This is a genomic window from Priestia endophytica (assembly GCF_026790145.1).
Classification (GTDB): domain Bacteria; phylum Bacillota; class Bacilli; order Bacillales; family Bacillaceae_H; genus Bacillus_I; species Bacillus_I endophytica_A.
On record NZ_JALAMS010000011.1, the window covers coordinates 57,235 to 79,682 of the forward strand.

Genomic DNA, 22,448 nt, shown 5'->3' on the forward strand with positions numbered 1-22,448 from the left:
ATGCTCAAGCGCATAGCCGTACAACATATCCACCATTAGAATAACCAACAGCATATGTTGGGATAGGATGCTTTAATGAAACGAGCTTCCCTGCCCCTTCAGCTTGAGGAGAGATAAGTTTACTTTTATAATGCTCTGATAAATACGATTGAGCGGCTTTCGTTAATTGCCGAAATCTCATATGCCATTCTGCTAGGGAGTCGTCTTTTGAAATAAGTGCATTGTCTCCACCAAATGTTCCTTTATCTGTTGAAGCATATGCATATCCTTTTTCTAATACATAATCACTGAAGAGAAGATCATTAGACATTTCACTCGCATTTCCTCCTGGAGCTGAAACAACAAGCTTTCCATTCCAGTCCCTGGGAACTCGAATAACAAAACGAGCGTCTTCAAACGCTCCCCGAATTTCTTTTCCTTTCACTTCTTTTGGACTGTAGTAGCGATAAAATCCTGTCTCATTTTCTTTTTCTCCCCACAAGGTGGCACCTGATAATCCTCCTGCTTTTTGAAGCTGATGAGGATTCTTTGTTGTAAGCCAGTTCCCTTTTTCACCGTTGAATTGTTCTACTGTGACACTATGAGCTCCATCGATAAATCTTTGTGCTTTTGTACTTTCAGACATACAGAAAAAACAACAAGCAGCTATACTAGCTATAAAAAACTTTTTAAAGTAAGTTCTTTTCATCTTTTCTCTCCTTTCCTCTTCATCCTTTCTTACTTTATATAGTGCAAGATGCATGCCAACCTGATCATTTCTAACATTACTTTCTCAAAAACAGCGGTTTTTAAAGAAAAGAAACTCTCTAACGATAAATTTATATCGAAAACGGTTTCTTGTAGTTTTCTAAATTTCTAGAACTGTTCTCGTCTCTCTAAAATGCATTTCCTTATATAAGAGGAGAAAAAGAAAAGATTTCTAAAAGGTTAGAACTCTTTCTAACCTTTTAGAAATCTCACATGTTAAGCTTCTTTAACTTGTTGTACAAAGTAGCAAGAGAGATGCCTAATAACTCCGCTGCTTTTTTCTTTCCTTCAATATTGTGTCCGCATTTACTTAATGCTTTTTGAATGTATTCTTTTTCCCTTCTTCTTATCATTTCTTGCAATGTTTCACTTTCTTCTTTACTTTTTTCTCGTTTCTTTACAATAAATGAGGGTAAGTTTTCTACTGTAATTTGTTCGTTATCTGCCATACAAGTAGCATAGTCTACAGTATTTTTTAACTCTCTAATATTTCCTGGCCACTCATAACTTCTTAAGATGCGAACAGCTTCCTCTTCAAAAATGCACGAAGTAAATTCAGAAGCTTGAGATTCAATAAGTATAGAAATATCTTCTTTTCGCTCTCGTAAAGGAGGAACTTCAATGCGAATAACGTTTAATCGATAAAATAAATCTTCTCTAAAATGTTTTTTGTGCACAAGCTGTTCGATATTACGGTGTGTCGCAGCAATAATTCTTACGTCGATTTCTCGCTCTTTTGTTTCTCCTACTCTTCGAAGCTTTTTCTCTTGTAAAATACGAAGAAGTTTAGCCTGGAGGCTCGAGGGCATATCACCTATTTCATCTAGAAATAGGGTCCCTTCATGCGCTACTTCAAAGAGCCCTGGCTTGCCGTTTTTTTTTCGCATTTGTAAATGCTCCTTCCCCGTATCCGAAAAGCTCACTTTCTAGCAATGAAGATGGAATGGCTGCGCAATTTACAGGAACAAATGCCCGTCCACTTCGTTCACTTTTATTATGAATACTTTGGGCAAATAGCTCTTTTCCTGTTCCACTCTCCCCTGTTATAAGCACAGGAAAAGAGGATGCTGAAGCCTTTTCAGCAATAGAAATGGCTTTTTTCACCTTATCACTCTTACCCATAATATCTTTAAACGTATACTTTGCTTCATAAGCTCTATTCATCCGACTTTTTAATGTTTCAACCTTTTCTCTTTGCCTTTTTAATTCCTGAGAAAGCTTATCTACTTCTGTTAAGCTTTTACAAACTGAAACAGCTCCTACAACTTCCCCATTCAATATAATGGGGGCCATATCCACCATATATTCTCGATCTTCTGTTTTTCTATACACCCCAGCTCTTGTTTTTCCATCCTTTAACGTTTGTGGAAGCTTAGCACCACGTCTGTATGCACTGAGCGGTTTTCCAATAATATGTTGTGTCACACCTGTAATCTTTGTGTATTCTGGATTAATCATTCTTACAATTTCATGCTTATCAATAACAAGAATTCCATCATGAATACAGTGAGCAACGGCTTTCCACCATTCTGCACTATGTTGCATAGAAACCTCTTCCCCCATTTTTAATCCCCCTTCTTATGTATTAAGAATAGGCTAGAAACACTTTTTATGAAAGGGTTTTCTTTTTGTATTAAAAATAACAGAACAATGAATTGTTCTGTCACACTTACGGTAAGGGTGGCTTTCCCGTTTGTTTTCAATTCTTTTCCTTGATGAAGGATCTCTTTATGTTTCTTCTCTCTACTCCTGCTATATCGAATGGTTCCTACTTTTTTAGATTGGTTATTTCGTTCAGTATGCTTTGTACAAAGTATAACAATAGGCTACTTTCTCAAAAAGAAACAGTGCTTTTTCTACAAAAAAGTCCCCATTTTAAATAGGGACAACATGTTATATGCCAGCAGAGCTTTTTAAACGAGCTAATATTTTTATAAAGTCTTCCTCTGAAATACCTGGTGCAAACTCTTCTGTAATGGGTTCTAAGTCTGGAATTGTTCCTCCTCTTGGCGTTCCATCTACAACTTGAACAGGCTTTCCATCTGATGGATGAGGTCCTTTCCAAATTTTCGCTATTTGTTTATAATCCGCATCGCTAAATGTATATAGTTTCGTATGAACATTTTGCTCTTCAAATTTCCGAGCGCTATCAAAACGCTTATTTTCGAGGTCTGGAATTGGAAGCAACTTTGTTACATCAACACCTGTTGCAACTTCAAGTGCTTTTGCATAAGCAACCGCATGCGTTGTACCTCGTACAAGCAGATATCCAATCATTTCCCGTGCAACAGGATGATCTGTCATTTCATATACGCGCATTTTATGCGTGCGTGCTCCACATTCAAGAAAAAAGTTGTGCAAAAGATCAAAGATCAAATTCCCACTTGTTACAACATAATCTCCTGTCCACGGCTGACCCATTGAATTAGCAGGAATTGCGGTTTGAGCTGTTGCAATAAAATGATGCGTGTTTCGTTTATCCTTCGCATCCCTCATTGGAGCAAGGTCTGGATCTTCTGGAAATGTTGTTCCTTCAATCATTAAATTAATCGCATTTGAGACAAGCTCAACATGCCCGAACTCTTCTGCTGTGATACTTGCAATCAGTTCATAAAAAGGACGAAACTTTTTTTTATGACGAAAGTTAAAAGATTGAAACATATAGTTATTAAGCGTTGACATCTCGCCAAATTTCCCGCCTAGAAGCTCCTGCACGGCAGCAGCAGCATTAGCATCTGGATGTACAGATTTGGGTAAATCGATAAGCAGCTTATCTATTCGTTTAATCATAGTTGTACCCCCCTTATGACAACAATGCTGTCTATTACGTTGTATGAGAAGAAGGGATTGTCTCATTCACCCATTGTTTTTTCCTATTTCCTGTTTCCCATTAAAATAAAAAAGCCTTTAAGATGATCGTTCACCTTAAAAGCTTTTTGTTCATTTTGCAGAAGAGCTTATAAATCCAAATTTGCCTCCTACAACTTCTTTTACATCATGAATCACAATGAAAGACTGCGGATCTATTTTGGTTACATTTCGCTTTACTTTTAACAACTCGTTCTTTTTAATAACCGTATAGATAATATGCTTGTTTTTATTTTCATAAAAACCGTATCCATAAAAAATAGTAGCGGCATGTCCACAATTTTTCGTTACGTAATTTGCAATTTCTTCGTGTTTTGCAGACATAATTGTCACAGCTTTTTTATTATGAAATCCTTCGATAAAAATGTTCACAATCTTAGCGCACAAATAAACAAAAATAAACGTATAAAGCGTATTGTGTACACCAATTGCAACAACAGATGCCAAGATAATTAAGCTATCCATATAAAACATACTTTTAGAAATATTGTAGCCTTTTGTATAGTTCAGCAAATAGGCAAGAAGTGTTGTTCCCCCCGTAGAACCATCTGCAATGAAAATAAGAGCAAGACCAGCCCCCATTAAAAGGGCTCCGAATACAATACCTAAAATCATATCTTCTACTTTAAATGGAATAAACGCAACAAGGCTCAGGAATACAGACGTCATAAAAGCGCCTAACACAGTGTAAGCAATTGTTCTTTTCGTCAAAAACTTAGCTGAAATAGCAATAAACACAATGTTAACAACAAAGGTACTAACGCTTGTTGGGATATGAAAAAGATAATAAAGGACAAGAGCAATTCCAACAGAACTCCCATCTCCAAGCTTATTCGGTACAACAAAAAAATCAATAGATGCTGCAACAAGAAGAGAGCCAACTATAATGAGTAAAAGATCTTTATAAACAGTTTTCATATGATTCCTCCTTTCTCTTGCTGTCTAAAATTTTACCGTTTCTTATAAAGTCCGTTCTGTATTATATAGGCCTTTATAAAGCATGTCAACGTTATGAATGGAAATAACAAAAAAGCTCTCCCCCTCCACAAAAAAAGACAAAGATATCTTTGTCTTTTTTACATTATTGAAAAGATAGAGCTTCTTTTAAGTCTTCTATTAAGTCATCTTTATCTTCAAGACCTACTGAAATACGAATTAATCCATCTGTAATGCCTAATTGTTCACGTCTTTCTTTTGGAATTGAAGCATGAGTCATAAGAGCTGGAATCGAAATTAAGCTCTCAACAGCTCCAAGACTTTCAGCAAGTGTGAAATAGTTTGTTTTCTTTACTAGTTCTCTTGCTTTTTCCTCTGTCTCTACTTCAAACGAAATCATTCCACCAAATCCTCGTGCTTGGGTTACAGCTAGTGAATGATTTGGATGAGAAGAAAGACCAGGATAGTACACGTTCTTCACTTCTGAATGCTGAACTAAAAAGTCTACAATCTTCCTTGCGTTTTGCTCATGTTCTTCCATTCGAATGCCAAGCGTTTTTATGCCCCTCATAAGAAGCCATGAATCATGTGGACTAAGTATGGCTCCTGTTGAGTTTTGAACGAAATGGAGATCATCTCCTAGTTTCTTGTTATTCACCACGGCTAATCCTGCTACAACATCACTATGCCCACCAAGATATTTTGTAGCACTATGAAGAACAATGTCAGCTCCAAGCGTAATCGGATTTTGCCAATAAGGCGTACTAAACGTGTTATCTACAATCGTAAGAAGGTTATAGCGCTTGGCAATTGCGGCCGCTTCTTTTATATTTGTAATCTTTAGTAACGGGTTTGTTGGTGTTTCAATAAAGATTGCCTTCGTATTTTTTTTAATCGCCGGCTCTATATTTTCAACCTTACTTGTATCTATGAATGTCGCCTCAATGCCAAAGCGACTTAACACTTTCGTAATGACCCGAAAAGATCCTCCGTATACATCATCACTTAAAAGAAAATGATCTCCTTTTTGAAAAAGAAGAACAACAGATGTTATGGCAGCCATTCCTGAACTAAATGCAAAGCCTCTTTCTCCCTCTTCTAAATCTTTAATAAGTTCTTCTACAGCAAAACGAGTTGGATTTCCTGTTCGAGCATACTCATATTCCTTCGGCTCACCTGGTTCTTCTTGTTTATACGTACTTGAATGGTATATAGGAATAGAAACCGCTCCTGTTTCTTTGTCAGTCGAGATACCACCGTGAATAAGCTTAGTTTTCTTTCTCATTCTACTCTCCTCCATATATGTGCTGACTTAAATAGCGTTCGCTTGAATCAGGGAAAATCACTACAATGTTTGATCCCTGACTTGCCTTTTTACTTTCTTGTAGTGCCGCATAAAAAGCAGCACCAGATGAACTTCCAACAAACAACCCTTCTTTACGAGCTAACTCTTTAACCATTGTAAAAGCATGATGGTCTTCTACCGTATGAATGGCATCAAAATAAGAAGGATTCATATATGAAGGAAGAAATTCCATCCCAATTCCTTCTGTTTCATGAGGACCAGGCTCTCCTCCATTTAGAATAGAGCCTGTAGGTTCTACAATAACGGTTTTAACTTCTTTCTTTTGTTCTTTTAAGTACTTCGCCGTCCCCATAAAAGTTCCACCTGTGCCTGCTCCAGCAACAAATACGTCAATGTTCCCACCAAGCTCTTTCCATATTTCAGGTCCTAATGTTTTGTAATATGTTTCAGGATTTTGATCATTCGCAAACTGCTGTGGAGCATATGAATTTGGAATTTCCTTTAACAACTCCTGCGCTTTATGAATGGCTCCTTTCATTCCAAGCTTTGTTGGGGTGTTCACTACGGTAGCTCCTAGCGCTTTCATTAGTTCCTGTTTTTCTACACTAAACTTCTCCGGTACGCAAAAAATCACGTTCACGTCTTTATGAATGGCAGCGAGAGCCAACCCAATTCCTGTATTACCTGCAGTTGGTTCAATAATGGTTCCACCGCTTTGTACTAATCCTCTCTGGGATGCCTCTTGAAGAAGATGCTGACCAAGACGGTCTTTCACACTTCCTCCTGGATTGAAATATTCAAGCTTTGCAAACAACCGAATATTTGAAGGAAGAGAAAAATGTGTGATTTCTAAAAGAGGTGTCCGGCCAATGAGATCGTGGACGCTTCGGAAAATGGTCATAATATCTGCTCCTTTTAAGCAAATTAACGATAAATTATGCGGTTTAAAAGTTCGCAAAAAACAAATATTTTTAATCTATTAATTTCTATAGGTATAGTATGATTTTATTTCAAAACCGTTCTCATTTTTTATAAGCTCCCTTTATATATTGAACGAGCGTATCGATTCTTTGGTTTCCTAAGGCCTAAATGTTCTCTTAGCGTTGTTCCTTCATATTCACTCCGGTATATTCCTTTCTCTTGGAGAAGAGGCACAACATATTGAACAAAATCTTCTAATCCTGCCGGAAGTAAGGGGCATTGAAGCATAAATCCGTCAGCAGCTCCTTCTTCTATCCATTTCTCCATTTCATCAGCAATTTGGTGAGGCGTGCCTACGAACGCATCCTTCCTTCCCGCTCCAACAAAACGATAGTATAAATCTCCAACGGTTAATTTTTCTTCTTTCATAATACGCTTCATTTCATCAAACTGACTTTGAATGCCGTTTACTTTCGGGAAATTAATCTCTGATGCTAGCATATTTAAAGGGTATTTTGTAAAATCAATATTCCCCATATATCCTGATAAAAATTGCAGCCCTTCGTAGGATGAAAGAAGACGCTGTAGTTCAGTATACTTTTCGTGAGCTTCTGCTTCTGTGCGGCCAATAATGGGTGATATCCCTTGAAGAATGAACAAACTCTCAGGATCACGGTTAAATGTTTTCACCTGACTTTTTAAGATTTGATAATACTTTTTTGCTTCTTCTTTGCTGTCTTTATGGATAAAAACTACTTCTGCTGTACGAGCGGCAAGACGTTGACCTGAAGGAGAAGAGCCGGCTTGAACGATCACAGGTTGACCTTGTACAGATCTTGCAATATTAAGCGGTCCACGAACAGAAAAGAAGGTTCCTTTATAGTTTAGTCTATGCAGTTTTTCTTCATTAAAAAACATTCCCTTTTCTTTATCCAATACAAACGCATCGTCTTCCCATGAATCCCAAAGTCCTTGTACAACGTCAATAAATTCTTCCGCCCGTTCATAACGCACGTCGTGTTCTTCATGAGTTTCTCGACCAAAATTTTGAGCCGTAGCTCCTGTAGCATCGCCTGTTGTCACAAGGTTCCACCCCGCGCGACCTCTGCTTATATGATCAACAGAAGCAAATTGGCGAGCCAAAATATATGGCTCGCTATACGTAGTCGAGGCAGTTGCAACAATTCCAATTTTAGACGTAGCTTCTGCTAGTGCTGTAATTAAAACAATGGGATCAAATCGATTTAAAATATTAGGGTGAGATTGTTCATTAATCGCTAAACTGTCTGCAATAAAAGCAATATCAAATTTCCCATTTTCAGCAACGCGGGCTAATTGTTTATAATGTTCAACATCTATGCTTGCTTTCGGATTTGCTTTTGGATGTTTCCACGAGGCAACATGCATTCCTGTTCCAACAAGATAAGCTGCCAACTTCATCTGTTTTTTGCTCATAAACCGTCTTCCTCCTTCATTAAAATCTTGAGCTCCCCTCCGTCCATTTCTCTTTTCTTAACTTTGGAGTTCTTTTAAGGGAATAAAAGTAGGTAAATAGTTTCCATTAAACGTCTTTTCTATATAATTAGCAACTTCGTCACTTTGATAAAGGTGAACAAGCTTTTTGTATGTTTCATTATTTTGATCTTCTTTCCTTGCTGCAATAACATTAATATACGGTTTAGCCGTTTTGCTTTCATGAACAAGAGCATCCTTTAATCCTAGTCCTGCTTCAACAGCTACCCCATTATTAATGATAGAAGCGTCAACGTCTTCCATTACGCGCGGCGTAGTTGCTGAGTCAACCGGAATAATTTCTAGGTTTTTAGGATTTTTCTTAATTTTGTCTTCTCCCCCATTTCCATCAAAATCATCTACAACTGTTAGTGAGTTTGCTTCCTGCAGAAGCACTAAAGCTCTTCCCCAGTTCGATTGATCATTAGGTACAGCAATCTTTGCTCCATTTGGAAGCTGTTTTAAATCTTTATATTTATTAGAGTAAAGACCTAGCGGTGCGATAATGGTTGTGCCAATTGGAACAATATCAGTATGATTCTTTTCATTAAACGTATCCAAATACGCAACATGCTGAAACGCATTAACATCAATATCCCCTTCTGAGAGAGCCTGGTTAGGATCCACAGCTGCAGTAAAAGTCACGATATCGATGTTTAACCCTTCTTCTTTTGCTTTTGATTTAATAAACTCCCACGTTTTCAACTCTGAAGTCCGTATGCCTACTTTAATCGTTTGTTCTGAAGTGCTCGCCGTCTTTTCTTGACAGCCGCTCAAGAATCCTATGCACAGCAGTAATACTATGATCCATCCGAGACCTTTTTTCATCCTTCTTCCTCCTAAGCTCTTCTTAATTTTCGTTCAAAAAAGTGACCTAACATTTGAATGAATTGCACGAGAACAACTAAAATCACAACAGTTACGACAATTGTAATGGTGCTAAAACGCTGATAGCCGTATGTAATCGCTAAATCACCTAACCCGCCTCCACCAACTGCGCCCGCCATTGCCGTTGCACCAACCAAACCGATAGTCACAGTTGTAATACTTAGAACAATAGAGCCGAACGCTTCTGGAAAAAGAAAATGATAAATAATCTGTAAAGGCGTCGCTCCCATTGATTTGGCAGATTCAATAATCCCTTTATCAACTTCTAAGAGCGAATTTTCTACTAGTCTTGACATGTAAGGACCAATATGAAGAACAAGCGGAACGATAGCTGCAGTAGTGCCAATAGAAGTTCCTACTAGTAATCTAGTAAAAGGAATGATAGCTATTAGTAAAATAATAAAAGGAATAGACCGAAGAATATTCACGATAGGATTTAAAATAGAAAAAATAAACGCATTTTCTAAAATATGACCTTTCCTTGTTACGACTAATAAAACTCCTAGCGGAATGCCAATGAGCGAGCCGCAAACAAGGGATATACTGACCATATATAAGGTTTCCCATAGTGATTGCAAAATCAATTCTGTACTTACTTCCATTTCCTACCCAACCTCCTTAATGACGATATTTTGTGCTGAAATGTGTTCATAAGCGCGCTGAATTTCATTCACATCTCCTTGAAATTCTACAATTAAATGCCCAAAAGGAACGTTTTGCAACTCTGTAATATTTCCAAATAAAATGTTAATGTGAACGGTAAATGCTTTAGCAATTTCTGATATAATCGGCTGCCCTGTAGACTCTCCTACAAAGCGTATTTTGTAAACGCGACTATCATTTTTCGACTTCAAGTAATCAAACACCCTTTCTGGCACATCATCTTTTATAACAGTTTTCACAAAATTTTCTGTGATAGGGTTTTGGGGATTTGAAAACACATCGATAATTCGTCCTTCCTCAATAAGCTCTCCGTTATGCATTACTCCTACTCTATTACAAATTTGTTTAACAACATCCATTTGATGAGTAATCATGAGAATGGTAATGCCGTATTGCCTATTAATTTGTTTTAGTAACTGTAGAACAGAAAGCGTTGTTTCAGGATCTAAAGCAGATGTTGCTTCATCACACAAGAGAATCGATGGATTTGTTGCAAGTGCTCTTGCAATCCCGACTCGCTGCTTCTGTCCTCCTGATAATTGGTTTGGATAGTGATGGATTTTATCTTCTAATCCTACAAATGTTAAAAGCTCTTTCACTCGTTCTGCAATAAAGGCTTTTGAAGCCTTTATTAAGCGAAGAGGTAAAGCCACATTATCAAAAATGGTTTTGGATTCTAGCAAATTAAAATGTTGAAAAATCATGCCAATGTTTTTCTTTGCATTCCGCATTTTTCTTTCTGATAAATGCACTAAGTTTTTTCCGTTCACAATAATTTCACCTTTTGTTGGTTGTTCTAATAAGTTTACCGTCCGGATAAGCGTGCTTTTACCAGCCCCGCTATGACCGATAACCCCAAATATATCTCCTTTTTCAATCGTTAAATTGATATTGTGTAAAGCTTGAATTTTCCTAGACTTTGTATAAAAAGTTTTAGAGACATTTCTAAATTGAATCAACACGCTCTCCCCCATTAATGATAAATTTTGTCGTGTATCGCTTTAAGTTTCATTTAAGCCTCCTGGCTATTTCTTTCTTCTTAAAAAACAGGTACTACCGCTCCTTTATAATGCTCGTTAATAAACGTTCTAACTTCTTCCGTCGTTAACGCTTTAGCTAGCTTTTGAATAAAATCGTCGTCTTTATTATTCTGACGAGAAACTAAAATATTCACATATGGAGAATGATCATCTTCTATTATTAGGGCATCTTCTTTCGGATTGAGCTTGGCTTCTAGGGCATAATTTGTATTAATGGCTGCTGCATCAACATCATCTAATGAACGAGGAAGTAGGGGCCCATCGACTTTGATAAACTCTAACTCTCGTGGATTCTTTTTAATATCTTCTAACGTAAATTGTTTATTCTGAGCATCTCCCTTATCAAGTTCAATTATTTGATTCGCGTCAAAAAGCTCTAACGCGCGTGAGAAATTAACAGGATCGTTCGGAAGAGCAATGCTTCCTCCTTTTCTCAAGTTTTTAATTGAGTTCACTTTTTTAGAATATACACCAAAAGGTTCAATATGGATTCCTTCCACTTTAACGAGGTTTAAGCCACTATCTTTATTCGTTTGTTTTAAAAAAGGCGTATGTTGAAAAAAGTTAGCATCAAGCTCTCCATTTGCTGTGCTTTCATTTGTTTGAATTCCATCTGTAATCGTTTGAATATCTAGATTGATTCCTTCCTTCTTAAGAGCTGGCTTTATAAATTCAAGAATTTCTGCGTGCGGAGTTGAAGAAGCTCCAATCCGTAGAGTGACGGGTTGATCTTGTTGACTTTCTTCTTTTTTTAAAGATTCACTAGAAGATGATGAACAAGCTGAAAGAATGAACAGGATTAAACTTAAAAAGATAAAAAGGTACTTTTTCTTCATGATTTTCTCTCCCTCTTCTCAATCCTATATTGTTTGATAATTTTCCCCTTTCATTTCAAAAGGTGGGGTCTTGCTCCCTAAAATGTTCATCATATGAGAGCTCTTGGTGATTTAATCAGTTTTAGACTAATATTTCTTTTCCTTGGGTGTTTTCTTGTATATAAGCATGCGTTTTTCTAACAATTTTGTTTTTATCATTATCCATTGATGCAACATGAAAGGAATCACTCAAAGAAATTGACCTCTTCTTTAACGAACTTACATGCTGCATGATATAGTCAGTATTTTCTGGAGGAACAATGTGATCTTCTAAGGACTTAAAGCTTAAAAGAGGAATCTTTACGTTCCTTAGCTCCTCGACTGTAATTTGGTTCATTAAACGTTGAAGCTGATGAATGGACCGGAGCGGAACTTTACTATATGTTATTTCAACTACACCTTGTTTTTTAATATCAGGCTTACTTTCCTCTATATAGCGAGGAGTTAGTTGATTTCTCAATAATTCATAACTTGGCACAGATAATGCCTCATTAATAAGGATAAGGCCCTCTATTCCTTGGTGTTTATTTGCCAACAAAATAGCAAGCGTCCCTCCCATTGACTACCCTACTACATAGATGACTGAACAATATCTCTTCAAACGTTTATATCCTTTTTCTAAATCAGAAAACCATTCCTCATGAGTTGCTTTCTCCACATCTTTATAGTGCGTTCCATGCCCTTTTAAACGAGGAGCATACACCATATAACCTAGTTGAGCAAATTGTTCTCCTAAGTCTTTTACACTTTGAGGTGTTCCCAGAAATCCATGGGAAAGGAGAAGACCAACTGAGTTACCTTTTATAAAAAAAGACTCTGCACCATCTATAACAGGGTATATCAACTTTTCACCTCTTTTATTTTTGAACAAAAAAGGCCTACTATGTGAATAGTAGGCCTTTGGTTATCCAATTGGCTTTTCGTTATTTAACTGATTATAATATTCGACTTCAAGCTCTGAAACGCTTAGTTCATAAAGATGATACTCACCCTTTTTATAAATACCAAGCTCAAGCAATTGTTGTACTAGGTGTTCTTTATGATTAAACATTCTTTCCCTCCTGACACTGCTTTGTGATCCTCAAAAAAAAATGATTAACAAGGTTAATCCAAAGAAGAATAGCATCTTTCCTTTTCCATCTTCTCTCACCGCTTTTTAAAAACAAAAAAGATCCAACCCTTTTTTGGTCGGACCTTCGTCTGCTCGATCGGTTCCTAAATTTCCTTTAGTATATACCCACTATTCTGATAAGTCAACTCAGTTATAAAACAAAATAAATGGCTAGGATTGACTTGCTCTAAGAGCATCATCTAAATCTTTTAAAATATCATCGATAAATTCTGTTCCAACTGAAAGACGGATAAGTTCTGGAGTGACGCCAGATGATTGTTGTTCTTCTTCTGTCAGCTGCTGATGTGTTGTACTTGCAGGATGAATAATCAGTGACTTTGAATCACCAATATTAGCTAAATGAGAAAAAAGCTGAACAGAATTAATAAGTTTTGTTGCCGCTTTTTGACCTCCTTTAATGCCGAACGTCAAGATTGCTCCTTGCCCTTTTGGAAGGTACTTTTTAGCTAACTTGTTCGTCGGATGACTGCTAAGTCCTGGATAGCTGACCCAGTCTACTAGTTCATGACCTTCAAGAAAACTAGCAACTTGAAGAGCGTTCTCACTATGTCTTTGCAGTCGAAGATGCAACGTCTCCAAACCTTGTAAAAGCAAAAAAGAATTAAAAGGAGAAAGAGCTGAACCTAAGTCTCTTAGAAGTTGAACACGAGCTTTCGTAATATAAGCTGCTTCATCAGCAGCCTCTGTATATACTAACCCATGATAACTTGGATCAGGGTTTGTTAAGTCTGGAAACTTACCGCTTTTTTCCCAGTCAAATTTCCCACTATCAACAATAATTCCTCCAATTGTTGTTCCGTGACCTCCTATAAACTTTGTCGCAGAATGCACTACAATGTCTGCCCCAAACTCAATCGGTCTAAGAAGATAAGGACTTGGAACCGTATTATCGACAATCAGAGGAATTTTATGTTGGTGAGCAATGGTAGCTACTGCCTCTATATCTAGCACATCTCCTTTTGGATTTCCTACGGTCTCAGCAAAAATAGCCTTCGTTTTCTCTGTTAGCTCTTTCTTAAAATTCTCTGGATTCTCAGAGTTAACAAACTTCACAGTAATCCCAAATTTGGAAAGCGTCGTTGAAAATAAATTATATGTTCCACCGTACAAGCTGCTCGAAGCGACAATTTCATCCCCGGAAGAAGCAATATTTAAGATGGAAAAAGCGGTTGCAGACTGACCTGATGAAACCCCTAATGCCCCTATGCCTCCCTCAAGAGCTGCCACCCTTTTTTCAAAAACGTCTGTAGTTGGATTAATGATTCTCGTATAAACATATCCTTCTTCACTTAAATCAAACAAACTAGCTGCATGCTCACTATCTTGAAACGAAAATGACGATGTCTGGTAAATAGGTACCGCACGTGCAAAAGTAGTGGAATCAATAACTTGCCCTGCATGAATAGCTTTTGTGTCTAAGTGTTGATTTTGAAAATTTGTCATCCCTATCCCTCCTGAAAAGCCATTTAATACCAACAAAAACAATCGGAATAATAAACTTTAATAACTTTGAATAATAATATACAGAAAAGAAAATTTATTTGTCAACCTTTTTTTACTAAACTATGTAAAAATAAACTATAATTTTTCTCACAAAGAAGCATAAACATTTGACAATTAAGATATTGTGAGGTACCTTCTTTTTAAACCAACTAATTCGATCAGTTTAGATAACTTTAAAGTTCAACCGGTCAACCGGAGGAGATACTGATGAGGATGCCTACCTCTTCACAGTATCTCTTTTTTTATCAAAAATTCAAAAAGGAGGATTTCCTATGCAAGCATCCCCCTCACTTATTGAAATTTATAATATGGAGAAACATTATATAAAAAATAAACTATATAATACTTCTGTCCTACGAGTAGTGGACGGCATCTCTTTATCTATTTCTAAAGGAGAAACCTTCAGTTTGATTGGTGAAAGTGGCTGTGGCAAATCAACGCTTGGACGAATTATAGGCAAACTACTTATTCCTACAACTGGAAAAGTCTTATTTGAAGGAAGAGATATTACAAAACTCGTCCGAAAGAAAGATAAAAAATTGCAAAAAGATATCCAATATGTAGACAAAGAAGCAAGCTTTAAATGGAACAAACACTATACCGTTTTCAAAATGTTAGAGAAAGTTTTAGAAACTCACGAAATGTGTAGCAATACGAACGGACATTGTCTCATTTCCCACCTACTTAATAGCATGGGCTTAGCTCATATAGCTTATCATCCTATCCAAGGATTAACTCCTGGGGAAAGGCAGCTTGTAAACATTGCTTGTTCATTGGTACTACAACCAAAGCTTTTAATCTTAGATGATCCCCTGTCTGGACTCGATTTATCTGTACAGTCACAGGTTTTAAATATTCTCTCTCATCTAAAAAAGAAAAGAGCAATTACGTACCTTTTTATTTCAGATGATTTAAATGCCAGTTATTATATTAGCGATCAAGTGGCAGTTATGTATAAAGGAAGGATAGTAGAAAAAGGAACCGTATCTCAAATATACGAAGAACCGATCCATCCATACACGCAAGCTCTAATGTCAACAGTACCTTCAATTTATAAGCGTGAAAGAATTGTTTTAAAAGGAGCGCCTCCTAGTTCATTATGTCCTTCTAACGGTTGCCCTTTTTATAGAAGATGCCATTTTGCTCACGAAGCTTGCAAATCTAGACAACCTTTACTAAGAGAAATTCGTTCCGGGCAATTTGTAAGTTGCCATCTATACACATGAAAGCGCTATTACAAATCTACCCTGACTGTAGAAGTCAGGGCAGTCACTTTTCAGTCAGGCATAATCCAAATGATTTGGCAAATGCGCACATAAAAGTCTTTTCCTTTTTCCTCTACAACAACATGATCAGGCTTTACTTTCTTCACTTTCCCTCTGACAGTTCCACGAGCTGTTTCAATAACCACATCTTTTTCATCAAGAGACTGAAGTGCTTCATATACGTAGGGATCGACAAGCGTTATAAGCTGTGGTGTCATCTTTAATCTTTCTTCTTCAGACAAATACTCATGTTGATAATCCTCATATGACATCAAAGGCCCTCCTCATTTTTGCATTCTTTGCAGTGTATGAGAGGACAAATTTATAATATGATAAAAAAAGGATCCTTATATAAGGATCCTTTTTTATGAGTTTTGTCACTTTCCGCAACCCAACTATCAACTACAACTATACTTTTATAGTTTATGCTGTGGAGCTAATCGTTTCAGAAGGTTTGCGCTTCCTTTATTTAAACCAACGAGCTTCACGTCTGTTTCTTGCTCATGAAATTTTAGAACAACTTTGTCAAGGGCCGCTGCTCCTGAGTCATCCCAAATGTGAGCATTTGTTAGATCAATTGTTACATTTTGAACATCTTCTTTATAGTCGAACGATTTTTGAAAATCTGTAACCGAAACGAAGAAAAGCTGTCCTTCTACATGATAGATTTTCTCTCCATTGTTACCAACATTCTTTTTGACATGGACTTTAGAAATTTTTCCAGCGAAAAAGATGGCACTTAATATTACACCTATGATTACACCAATTGATAAGTTATGTGTAGCAACAACCGAAATGACGGTTACAACCATCACAATTGAATCTGTAAGCGGCACTTTTGTGACTCCTTTTAATGAACTCCAATCAAATGTACCTATAGAGACCATCACCATTACACCAACAAGCGCAGCCATCGGTATCTCAACAACAACGTTACTCAACACAAGAATAAGAAACATAAGGAACATCCCGGCAACAAACGTAGATAAACGCCCGCGTCCACCCGATTTCACGTTAATAACAGACTGTCCGATCATCGCACATCCTGCCATTCCTCCAAAAAAGCCTGTTACAATATTTGCAACCCCTTGTCCTTTGCACTCTTGATTTTTATTGCTCTCCGTATCTGTCATGTCATCAACAATTTGAGACGTTAAGAGCGATTCTAATAACCCTACAAGCGCAAGTGCTAATGAATAAGGAAAAATAATTTTCAATGTTTCAAAATTCAACGGAATGTCTGGTATAAAAAAGGCAGGAAGAGAGCTTGTAAGTGTTCCCATGTCTCCGACAGTACGAACATCTGCATGTGTCCATACGGCTACAAGTGTGATCACAATAATTGCGACAAGTGGAGACGGAACTGCTTTAGTAACACGCGGAAAAAGATAAATAATAGCTAAAGAACCAATAAGTAAAGCATACATTGGCCAAGATTCCCCTTTAAAGTGAGGAAGTTGAGCCATAAAGATAAGTATAGCTAATGCATTCACAAATCCAATCATAACTGAGCGCGGTACAAACTTCATAAAGCGAGCCAGTTTTAAAACGCCAAATAGAATTTGAAGCACTCCTGTTAAAATTGTAGCCGCTAATAAATACTGAAAACCGTGGTCAGAAACTAAACTTCCCATTACGAGAGCCATTGCGCCTGTAGCCGCGGAAATCATCCCGGGTCTTCCGCCAAAAATAGAAATCGTGACTGCCATTGTAAAAGATGCATACAGTCCTACCATAGGATCAACGCCTGCAATAATTGAGAAGGAAATAGCTTCTGGTATCAAAGCGAGAGCTACAACAATGCCAGCTAACACATCTCCTCGAATATTTCCAAACCATTGTTTACGTAGTGTGTTCATGCTAACACTCCTTTATCAATATTCAGTTGTAGTTGTAGTGACTTTCCTCTTCTGAAAAGTCGGGGCCGACAAAAACATTGTAATCATACCATATATGAGAAGAGATGAAAATAGAATTTTCTTCTCTTTTTTAAAAAAATAGGTGTAATATGAGCCATAAAAAAACAGAAAAGAGGTACTAGCCCTCTTTTCTGTTTGTGTTGTTTACAAAATAAAATACTCAACTACATGCATGTAATCTGCACATAAATGAGTATTGTTAGTGGTTTGTTTTATTATATACTCAATGTGATAAAATATTCAATATTTTTATTTTTCTAACAACTTTTTCTTTTTCCGTTTTTCTGTGTTTCTTTCTAAAAAAAGGTATAATAGAGAGTAGTAAAATTTCTTACTGTACGATAAACATGTTCAATATTGACGCTATTTATGGAAAATGGTAAATTTTCGAGTAGCAAGAGGTATCCCTTTTATTCTTTGTGATTGGAGGAAAGATTTTGTTTAAGTCAAAGCTTCATTTTTGGACGTTTGAATTACTGATGATTGCTATATTAATTTTTGTTTGTACAAAAATTTCATTTATCTTTAATCCCATCGTCATTTTTGTATCTACTTTATTTTTTCCTGTTCTTGTTTCAGGATTTTTGTATTTTTTATTTCGCCCTATCGTGCATTTTTTACAAAAACTTAAATTTCCAAAAGCGCTTGCCATTTTAGCTCTTTATGTTTTATTTATCGGTGTGATTACATTAGTTAGCTCACTTATTGGCCCTTCTCTTTCAAGTCAGGTGAATGATCTAGTGGACAATATGCCGAAATACATAAACCAAGCGCAAGGATTCATCAATGAGTTATCCAATTCAAAAGCATTTAAATGGGTAGTTGAACAAGATTATGTATCAATTGAAAAAATTCAAAACACGGTATTAAATGTAGGATCATCACTTCCTGAACATTTATCAAACAGTTTTTCAACTATTTTTAGCGTATTAACAAATGTAACGCTTACTGTTGTTACCGTTCCTTTTATCCTGTATTACATGCTTAGCGACGGCGATAAATTCCCAAAAGCATTGATGAATTTCATTCCAACAGGCTATCGTAGTGAAGGATTAAAAATCTTAAAAGATACAAACCAAACGCTTGCAACATATATTCAAGGACAAATGATTGTTTGTTTGTTCGTTGGGCTTGCAACCTTTATTGGTTACTTAATTATCGGTCTTCCTTACGCTATTATTCTTGGGATTATTGCAGCACTTACAAACATTATCCCATATGTAGGGCCGTTCATCGGTATTGCTCCCGCTCTTATTGTCGCTCTTTTGGATTCTCCATCAAAAGCGATTTTTGTCATTATCGTAGTCGTTATTGTTCAACAAATTGATGGAAACGTCATTTCTCCTCTTGTAATTGGGAAGAAACTTGACACACATCCACTTACAATTATCATTTTGCTACTTGTAGCTGGAAACTTAGCAGGTATCCTCGGCATGATTTTAGCTGTACCTGTTTATGCGGTTTGTAAGACCGTTGTTTTAAATCTTGTTCGTTTTATTAAATTGCGTTCAAAGAACAACGAGACACCGCCACCAGAGGCAACTTAAAAGCTCTCTTCAATAGAAGGGAGCTTTTCTTCTATAAAAAAGGAGGAAATCACAATGGAGTATATCTTTAAATTTAAACTTACAGACGTTTATCCCCGTACTGTTGACTCTTTAGGAACAAAAGAAGTAGCTGTTTCTTCTACAGTTAAAACAGAAGAAGACAAGCTCTTATTTCAAGGAAATATCCGCGTTCGGTTTAATGAGTTTGGTATCTTCCCGGACGCTAAGGACATTGCTAGAGCTGTAGAGGGAACAACGATGAGAAAACAGCTGACGTTTGAGCTTAAACGATATGTTAAACCACACCGAAAGTTTCTTGTTTAAAAGCAAGTTATCTTGTGAACTTTTTCTCTTGCCATTTCCACCGAAATAATTTCTTCCTAAAAAAAAAACCACTGCTTAAGGCAATGGCTTCCAGTCAGGATTTTTCTCTTTTAATGTATGGCGGCTTGGTTTGAGCGGAGACAGCTTGTACTCAGCCGCTAATTTTTTTTCGTTTTTCATTCCATCCATTAATCCGAGAAACAAACCAAATCCAAACATAGCCATTGCAGCTCCCATAATCCCTAATCCGAGCATTGTGAGAATATAATCTTTGTTGTAATCGCTTGCAATGAAACTTAAACCAAAGATAATTACCCCCACAAAAAGTTCTCCAGAAGCGATCAGTTTACACATTTCCGTCATCTCATTTGTTTGGCCTTTCCCTCTTTTTAATCTCACGCAAATCAGCTCCTTTTTTTAAAATTACCATATTATTGAACAGGTTTCAATAAAAAGTTCATATTTTAGACACATAAATTTCACAATTTGTTCACTTATTAACATTGACAAATAACGCTAGTTTATTCATTAAATGTCGAAAAAACACAAATTGTTCCTTTTCCACTCGTTTTTCCGCTTTTCCCCAATATAAAAAAGCAAGCATCTCTGCTTGCCTTTTCTCACTTTCATATGTAAACCTCTACATAACTTGAGTTTTACGACGAGAGCGAATGGCTGCTACAAATAAAACTAAAGCACTTATAATATGCATAACCATTCCAACAACAGGGATTAAAGCTACAACAGAAGTGATAATTCCAAAAATACTTCCATACTTGTTTTCATTATCTCTTACAGATAAAAGAAGAGTAATTAAATGAACAACTCCCATAAACAGCAGTGGAGCCCACCCGTTTGCAAGAACAAAGAGTCCTCCTAAAAAAGGAATACCAAGCAATGCTTCACATACACCTGTAATCCATTTCATTATTGTTGAACCTTTCATTTTTCTCAACTCCTTTCCTTTATAAAATATGTGTTCTCTTATAGAGATATCTCTCTTTATGCCCTTTTTCCAAGATATTTAAACTATATGTCAAGAAACATAACAAAATATTCAGAAAATTACACTTTTCGTTCTAAACACACTATTTCTTTGTCATATTATCTAACAAAGTTGTTTTCTTCTATCCTTGACTATCTTATACTGATAAAGTAAATCAAGAAAGTAAAGGAGTATAAGTATGGAAAGCATAAAACGTTGGGTCTCCATTATAATTGGCTGCATAGCCGTTTCTCTCGGAATTAACTTGTTAACTTCTTCACATCTTGTCATGGGGGGAACTGCTGGACTTGGTATGGTTTTACACCCTTTAACAGGACTTTCATTCGGCATCTTATTTTTTATTATTAACTTGCCGTTCTATTTTATGGCTATTACTCAAATTGGTGTGCTGTTTACTATTCGAAGCTTTGTCAGCGTAACTCTTCTTTCTTTTCTTTCTGACTTCTTCTCTGAATGGCTTCCTATTTCACTTCCTCACCCTCTTCTATCCTCGCCTCTTGCAGGAATTCTTATTGGGATTGGGCTAATTTTCCTCTTCCGAAACGGCTCATCGCTCGGCGGTATTAACATGCTATGTGTATATCTTGATAAAAAATATGGTATTAATCCAGGAAAAACGATGTTTACAACAGATCTCATGATTCTTTGTGGGGCAATCTTTGTATTTGGAATTGTTCATGTTCTCTATTCTTTTATTGCTATTTTCATGATGAGTGCAGTACTTGGACGTTATCATAAACGCTCACCAATTGAAAAGAACCATGTATCAGAACAAGAGGAAGATTTCTCTCCCTTATCTGAAAACTCCTTATAAACGATAAAATCCCTTCATTACGAAGGGTTTTTATGATTCTACCGCATATTTTTTATTAATAATGTCCCAACAATCTTCACAATATCGATTTTCTTTTGTTTGTTTATGTGGTTTCTTTTCTAGTTTACATACGTTGCAACGTTCCTTCATGTTTTTGTCCTCCTGTTAGTGATGTAACATCAGTATAGCTGTTTTTCAAAAATTCTATTCAAAATTGCTTCCTAAACCGAAAAAGTTGTCCTAAATAAACATAAATAAACGCTTTCTCTACTATAATTTTAAAAAAGCTAGAGGAGGAAATAGAAGATGATGCTATTTGATATAAAACATAAACTTTATTATGAAGCAATCAATACCTCTAGACCGCTTATGTCACTTTCTCATCAAGGACGAACATGGGGGTATGTTCCTAAATTACTAAACGGAAAGAAAACGAAGTTTTGGGTAGATTATACTCATGGTCGCTATATGTACTTTGAACATGATCAAAAATGGTATAGAGTACGTTATCTGCAATCTAATTACAAAAAACAAAATCATGATATTTTCAACGGAGTTCTTATTGATTTGCTTACTGAAGGCGAAGAACTTAAGCTTTTAAAAGGAAAAATTGAGAAGGACAAGCGTCTGTTAATTTAATCTACTCCTCGTGTTTATTATCCTCCCAAAAAGGCAACAAGATAAGAAACAGGAGGTAATGTTATGGTTGCTATTACACACATTGGTTTAGCTGTATCAGATTTAGATAAAGCTATTTCATGGTATAAAGACGTACTAGACTTTGAGCTTATTGCAGGACCTTACACAATGAAAGCAAAACCTGGAGAAAAAGGTGATCTAGGGCAGGATTTATGTGGTGCTGAAGTTACGCATAAGCGAAAAGCTCATCTTAGTGCTATAAATGGAGTGGGCATTGAGCTTTTTGAATTCAAGCATCCAAAAACAGAAGGAACGCCCCCTCCGCCATGGACGCCTGGTTTTTTTCATATTTGTGTGATTCATAAAAACGTTGATGAACTAGCAGACAAGATTGTAAAAAAAGGCGGAGAGCGCGTAAGTAAAACGTGGCAGCTTCAAGAGAATAAACCTTATTATATGGTATATTGTAAAGACCCGTTTGGAAATATGATTGAAATATACTCGAGAAGCACGGAACAAATCTATGCAAATAAAGAAGAATAA

General features: G+C 36.5%; 26 protein-coding genes. 6 read left to right on the top strand and 20 right to left on the bottom strand.

Features of this window, described 5'->3' with window-relative positions; genetic code table 11:
- Positions 1-4 precede the first annotated feature (4 nt).
- The 16 genes from MOC86_RS08735 to MOC86_RS08805 form a co-directional block, all read right to left on the bottom strand.
- Positions 5-688 (bottom strand): hypothetical protein, encoded by a 684-nt coding sequence (locus MOC86_RS08735; RefSeq protein WP_268583794.1) that lies wholly within the window; start codon positions 686-688, stop codon positions 5-7.
- A 268-nt stretch (positions 689-956) separates the two neighbouring features.
- Positions 957-1,634 (bottom strand): sigma 54-interacting transcriptional regulator, encoded by a 678-nt coding sequence (locus MOC86_RS08740; protein WP_268583795.1) that lies wholly within the window; start codon positions 1,632-1,634, stop codon positions 957-959.
- Positions 1,600-2,310, bottom strand: a complete 711-nt coding sequence (locus MOC86_RS08745) for a sigma 54-interacting transcriptional regulator (RefSeq protein WP_268583796.1) — start codon at positions 2,308-2,310, stop codon at positions 1,600-1,602. Before MOC86_RS08745 ends, MOC86_RS08740 begins: the two co-directional genes overlap by 35 nt.
- A 330-nt stretch (positions 2,311-2,640) precedes the next feature.
- Complete coding sequence (locus tag MOC86_RS08750) at positions 2,641-3,537, bottom strand: manganese catalase family protein (protein WP_019392180.1); 897 nt, start codon at positions 3,535-3,537, stop codon at positions 2,641-2,643.
- Positions 3,538-3,687: 150 nt separating this feature from the next.
- On the bottom strand, positions 3,688-4,533 hold the full coding sequence (locus MOC86_RS08755; RefSeq protein ID WP_019392179.1) for a YitT family protein: 846 nt from the start codon (positions 4,531-4,533) through the stop codon (positions 3,688-3,690).
- 163 nt (positions 4,534-4,696) lie between these two features.
- On the bottom strand, positions 4,697-5,836 hold the full coding sequence (locus tag MOC86_RS08760; RefSeq protein ID WP_268583797.1) for a bifunctional cystathionine gamma-lyase/homocysteine desulfhydrase: 1,140 nt from the start codon (positions 5,834-5,836) through the stop codon (positions 4,697-4,699).
- A gap of 1 nt (position 5,837) precedes the next feature.
- Entirely contained in the window at positions 5,838-6,758 is a 921-nt protein-coding gene (locus tag MOC86_RS08765; RefSeq protein ID WP_268583798.1) for a PLP-dependent cysteine synthase family protein, read from the bottom strand.
- A 128-nt stretch (positions 6,759-6,886) separates the two neighbouring features.
- A complete protein-coding gene (locus MOC86_RS08770; protein WP_268583799.1) occupies positions 6,887-8,233 on the bottom strand; it encodes an LLM class flavin-dependent oxidoreductase in 1,347 nt (448 codons plus the stop codon).
- A gap of 57 nt (positions 8,234-8,290) precedes the next feature.
- On the bottom strand, positions 8,291-9,118 hold the full coding sequence (locus MOC86_RS08775; protein ID WP_268583800.1) for a MetQ/NlpA family ABC transporter substrate-binding protein: 828 nt from the start codon (positions 9,116-9,118) through the stop codon (positions 8,291-8,293).
- Positions 9,119-9,129: 11 nt separating this feature from the next.
- On the bottom strand, positions 9,130-9,780 hold the full coding sequence (locus MOC86_RS08780; protein ID WP_268583801.1) for a methionine ABC transporter permease: 651 nt from the start codon (positions 9,778-9,780) through the stop codon (positions 9,130-9,132).
- Between the two features lie 3 nt (positions 9,781-9,783).
- Positions 9,784-10,800, bottom strand: a complete 1,017-nt coding sequence (locus MOC86_RS08785; protein WP_268583802.1) for a methionine ABC transporter ATP-binding protein — start codon at positions 10,798-10,800, stop codon at positions 9,784-9,786.
- 80 nt (positions 10,801-10,880) lie between these two features.
- Positions 10,881-11,717 carry a MetQ/NlpA family ABC transporter substrate-binding protein gene (locus MOC86_RS08790; RefSeq protein ID WP_268583804.1) on the bottom strand — a complete coding sequence of 279 codons (837 nt, stop codon included), beginning with the start codon at positions 11,715-11,717 and terminating at the stop codon, positions 10,881-10,883.
- Between the two features lie 121 nt (positions 11,718-11,838).
- Positions 11,839-12,315: an alpha/beta hydrolase gene (locus MOC86_RS27345; protein ID WP_326847713.1), complete on the bottom strand. Its 477-nt coding sequence runs from the start codon at positions 12,313-12,315 to the stop codon at positions 11,839-11,841.
- Positions 12,316-12,318: 3 nt separating this feature from the next.
- Positions 12,319-12,600 carry a hypothetical protein gene (locus MOC86_RS27350; RefSeq protein WP_326847714.1) on the bottom strand — a complete coding sequence of 94 codons (282 nt, stop codon included), beginning with the start codon at positions 12,598-12,600 and terminating at the stop codon, positions 12,319-12,321.
- 60 nt (positions 12,601-12,660) lie between these two features.
- On the bottom strand, positions 12,661-12,807 hold the full coding sequence (locus tag MOC86_RS08800; protein WP_268583805.1) for a Fur-regulated basic protein FbpA: 147 nt from the start codon (positions 12,805-12,807) through the stop codon (positions 12,661-12,663).
- A 231-nt stretch (positions 12,808-13,038) separates the two neighbouring features.
- Positions 13,039-14,331 carry a homocysteine synthase gene (locus MOC86_RS08805; RefSeq protein ID WP_268583806.1) on the bottom strand — a complete coding sequence of 431 codons (1,293 nt, stop codon included), beginning with the start codon at positions 14,329-14,331 and terminating at the stop codon, positions 13,039-13,041.
- Between the two features lie 332 nt (positions 14,332-14,663).
- Between MOC86_RS08805 and MOC86_RS08810 the strand changes: the two genes are divergently transcribed.
- A complete protein-coding gene (locus MOC86_RS08810) occupies positions 14,664-15,617 on the top strand; it encodes an oligopeptide/dipeptide ABC transporter ATP-binding protein (protein ID WP_268583807.1) in 954 nt (317 codons plus the stop codon).
- A 50-nt stretch (positions 15,618-15,667) separates the two neighbouring features.
- Here the strand turns inward: MOC86_RS08810 and MOC86_RS08815 are convergent, their stop codons facing one another.
- Positions 15,668-15,928 carry a YuzF family protein gene (locus MOC86_RS08815; protein WP_019392167.1) on the bottom strand — a complete coding sequence of 87 codons (261 nt, stop codon included), beginning with the start codon at positions 15,926-15,928 and terminating at the stop codon, positions 15,668-15,670.
- 144 nt (positions 15,929-16,072) lie between these two features.
- Positions 16,073-17,515: a SulP family inorganic anion transporter gene (locus MOC86_RS08820; RefSeq protein WP_268583809.1), complete on the bottom strand. Its 1,443-nt coding sequence runs from the start codon at positions 17,513-17,515 to the stop codon at positions 16,073-16,075.
- Between the two features lie 497 nt (positions 17,516-18,012).
- Here MOC86_RS08820 and MOC86_RS08825 point away from each other — a divergent pair, with 497 nt between their 5' ends.
- Together MOC86_RS08825 and MOC86_RS08830 are read left to right on the top strand one after the other, a co-directional pair.
- Entirely contained in the window at positions 18,013-19,122 is a 1,110-nt protein-coding gene (locus MOC86_RS08825) for an AI-2E family transporter (RefSeq protein WP_268583811.1), read from the top strand.
- Positions 19,123-19,176: 54 nt separating this feature from the next.
- Positions 19,177-19,446 carry a diaminopimelate epimerase gene (locus tag MOC86_RS08830; RefSeq protein WP_268583812.1) on the top strand — a complete coding sequence of 90 codons (270 nt, stop codon included), beginning with the start codon at positions 19,177-19,179 and terminating at the stop codon, positions 19,444-19,446.
- A 75-nt stretch (positions 19,447-19,521) separates the two neighbouring features.
- On the opposite strand, the gene MOC86_RS27355 is transcribed toward MOC86_RS08830, so the two are convergent.
- The gene (locus MOC86_RS27355; protein WP_326847715.1) at positions 19,522-19,845 is read right to left on the bottom strand and encodes an MFS transporter; all 324 of its coding nucleotides are present in this window, start codon (positions 19,843-19,845) and stop codon (positions 19,522-19,524) included.
- A gap of 241 nt (positions 19,846-20,086) precedes the next feature.
- Positions 20,087-20,392: a hypothetical protein gene (locus tag MOC86_RS08840; RefSeq protein WP_268583813.1), complete on the bottom strand. Its 306-nt coding sequence runs from the start codon at positions 20,390-20,392 to the stop codon at positions 20,087-20,089.
- A gap of 238 nt (positions 20,393-20,630) precedes the next feature.
- On the opposite strand from MOC86_RS08840, the gene MOC86_RS08845 reads away from it, so the two are divergent.
- The 3 genes from MOC86_RS08845 (at position 20,631) to MOC86_RS08855 (ending at position 22,448) form a co-directional block, all read left to right on the top strand.
- Entirely contained in the window at positions 20,631-21,266 is a 636-nt protein-coding gene (locus tag MOC86_RS08845; RefSeq protein WP_019392161.1) for a YitT family protein, read from the top strand.
- 306 nt (positions 21,267-21,572) lie between these two features.
- Positions 21,573-21,905 (top strand): hypothetical protein, encoded by a 333-nt coding sequence (locus MOC86_RS08850; protein ID WP_268583814.1) that lies wholly within the window; start codon positions 21,573-21,575, stop codon positions 21,903-21,905.
- Positions 21,906-21,968: 63 nt separating this feature from the next.
- Entirely contained in the window at positions 21,969-22,448 is a 480-nt protein-coding gene (locus tag MOC86_RS08855; protein ID WP_268583815.1) for a VOC family protein, read from the top strand.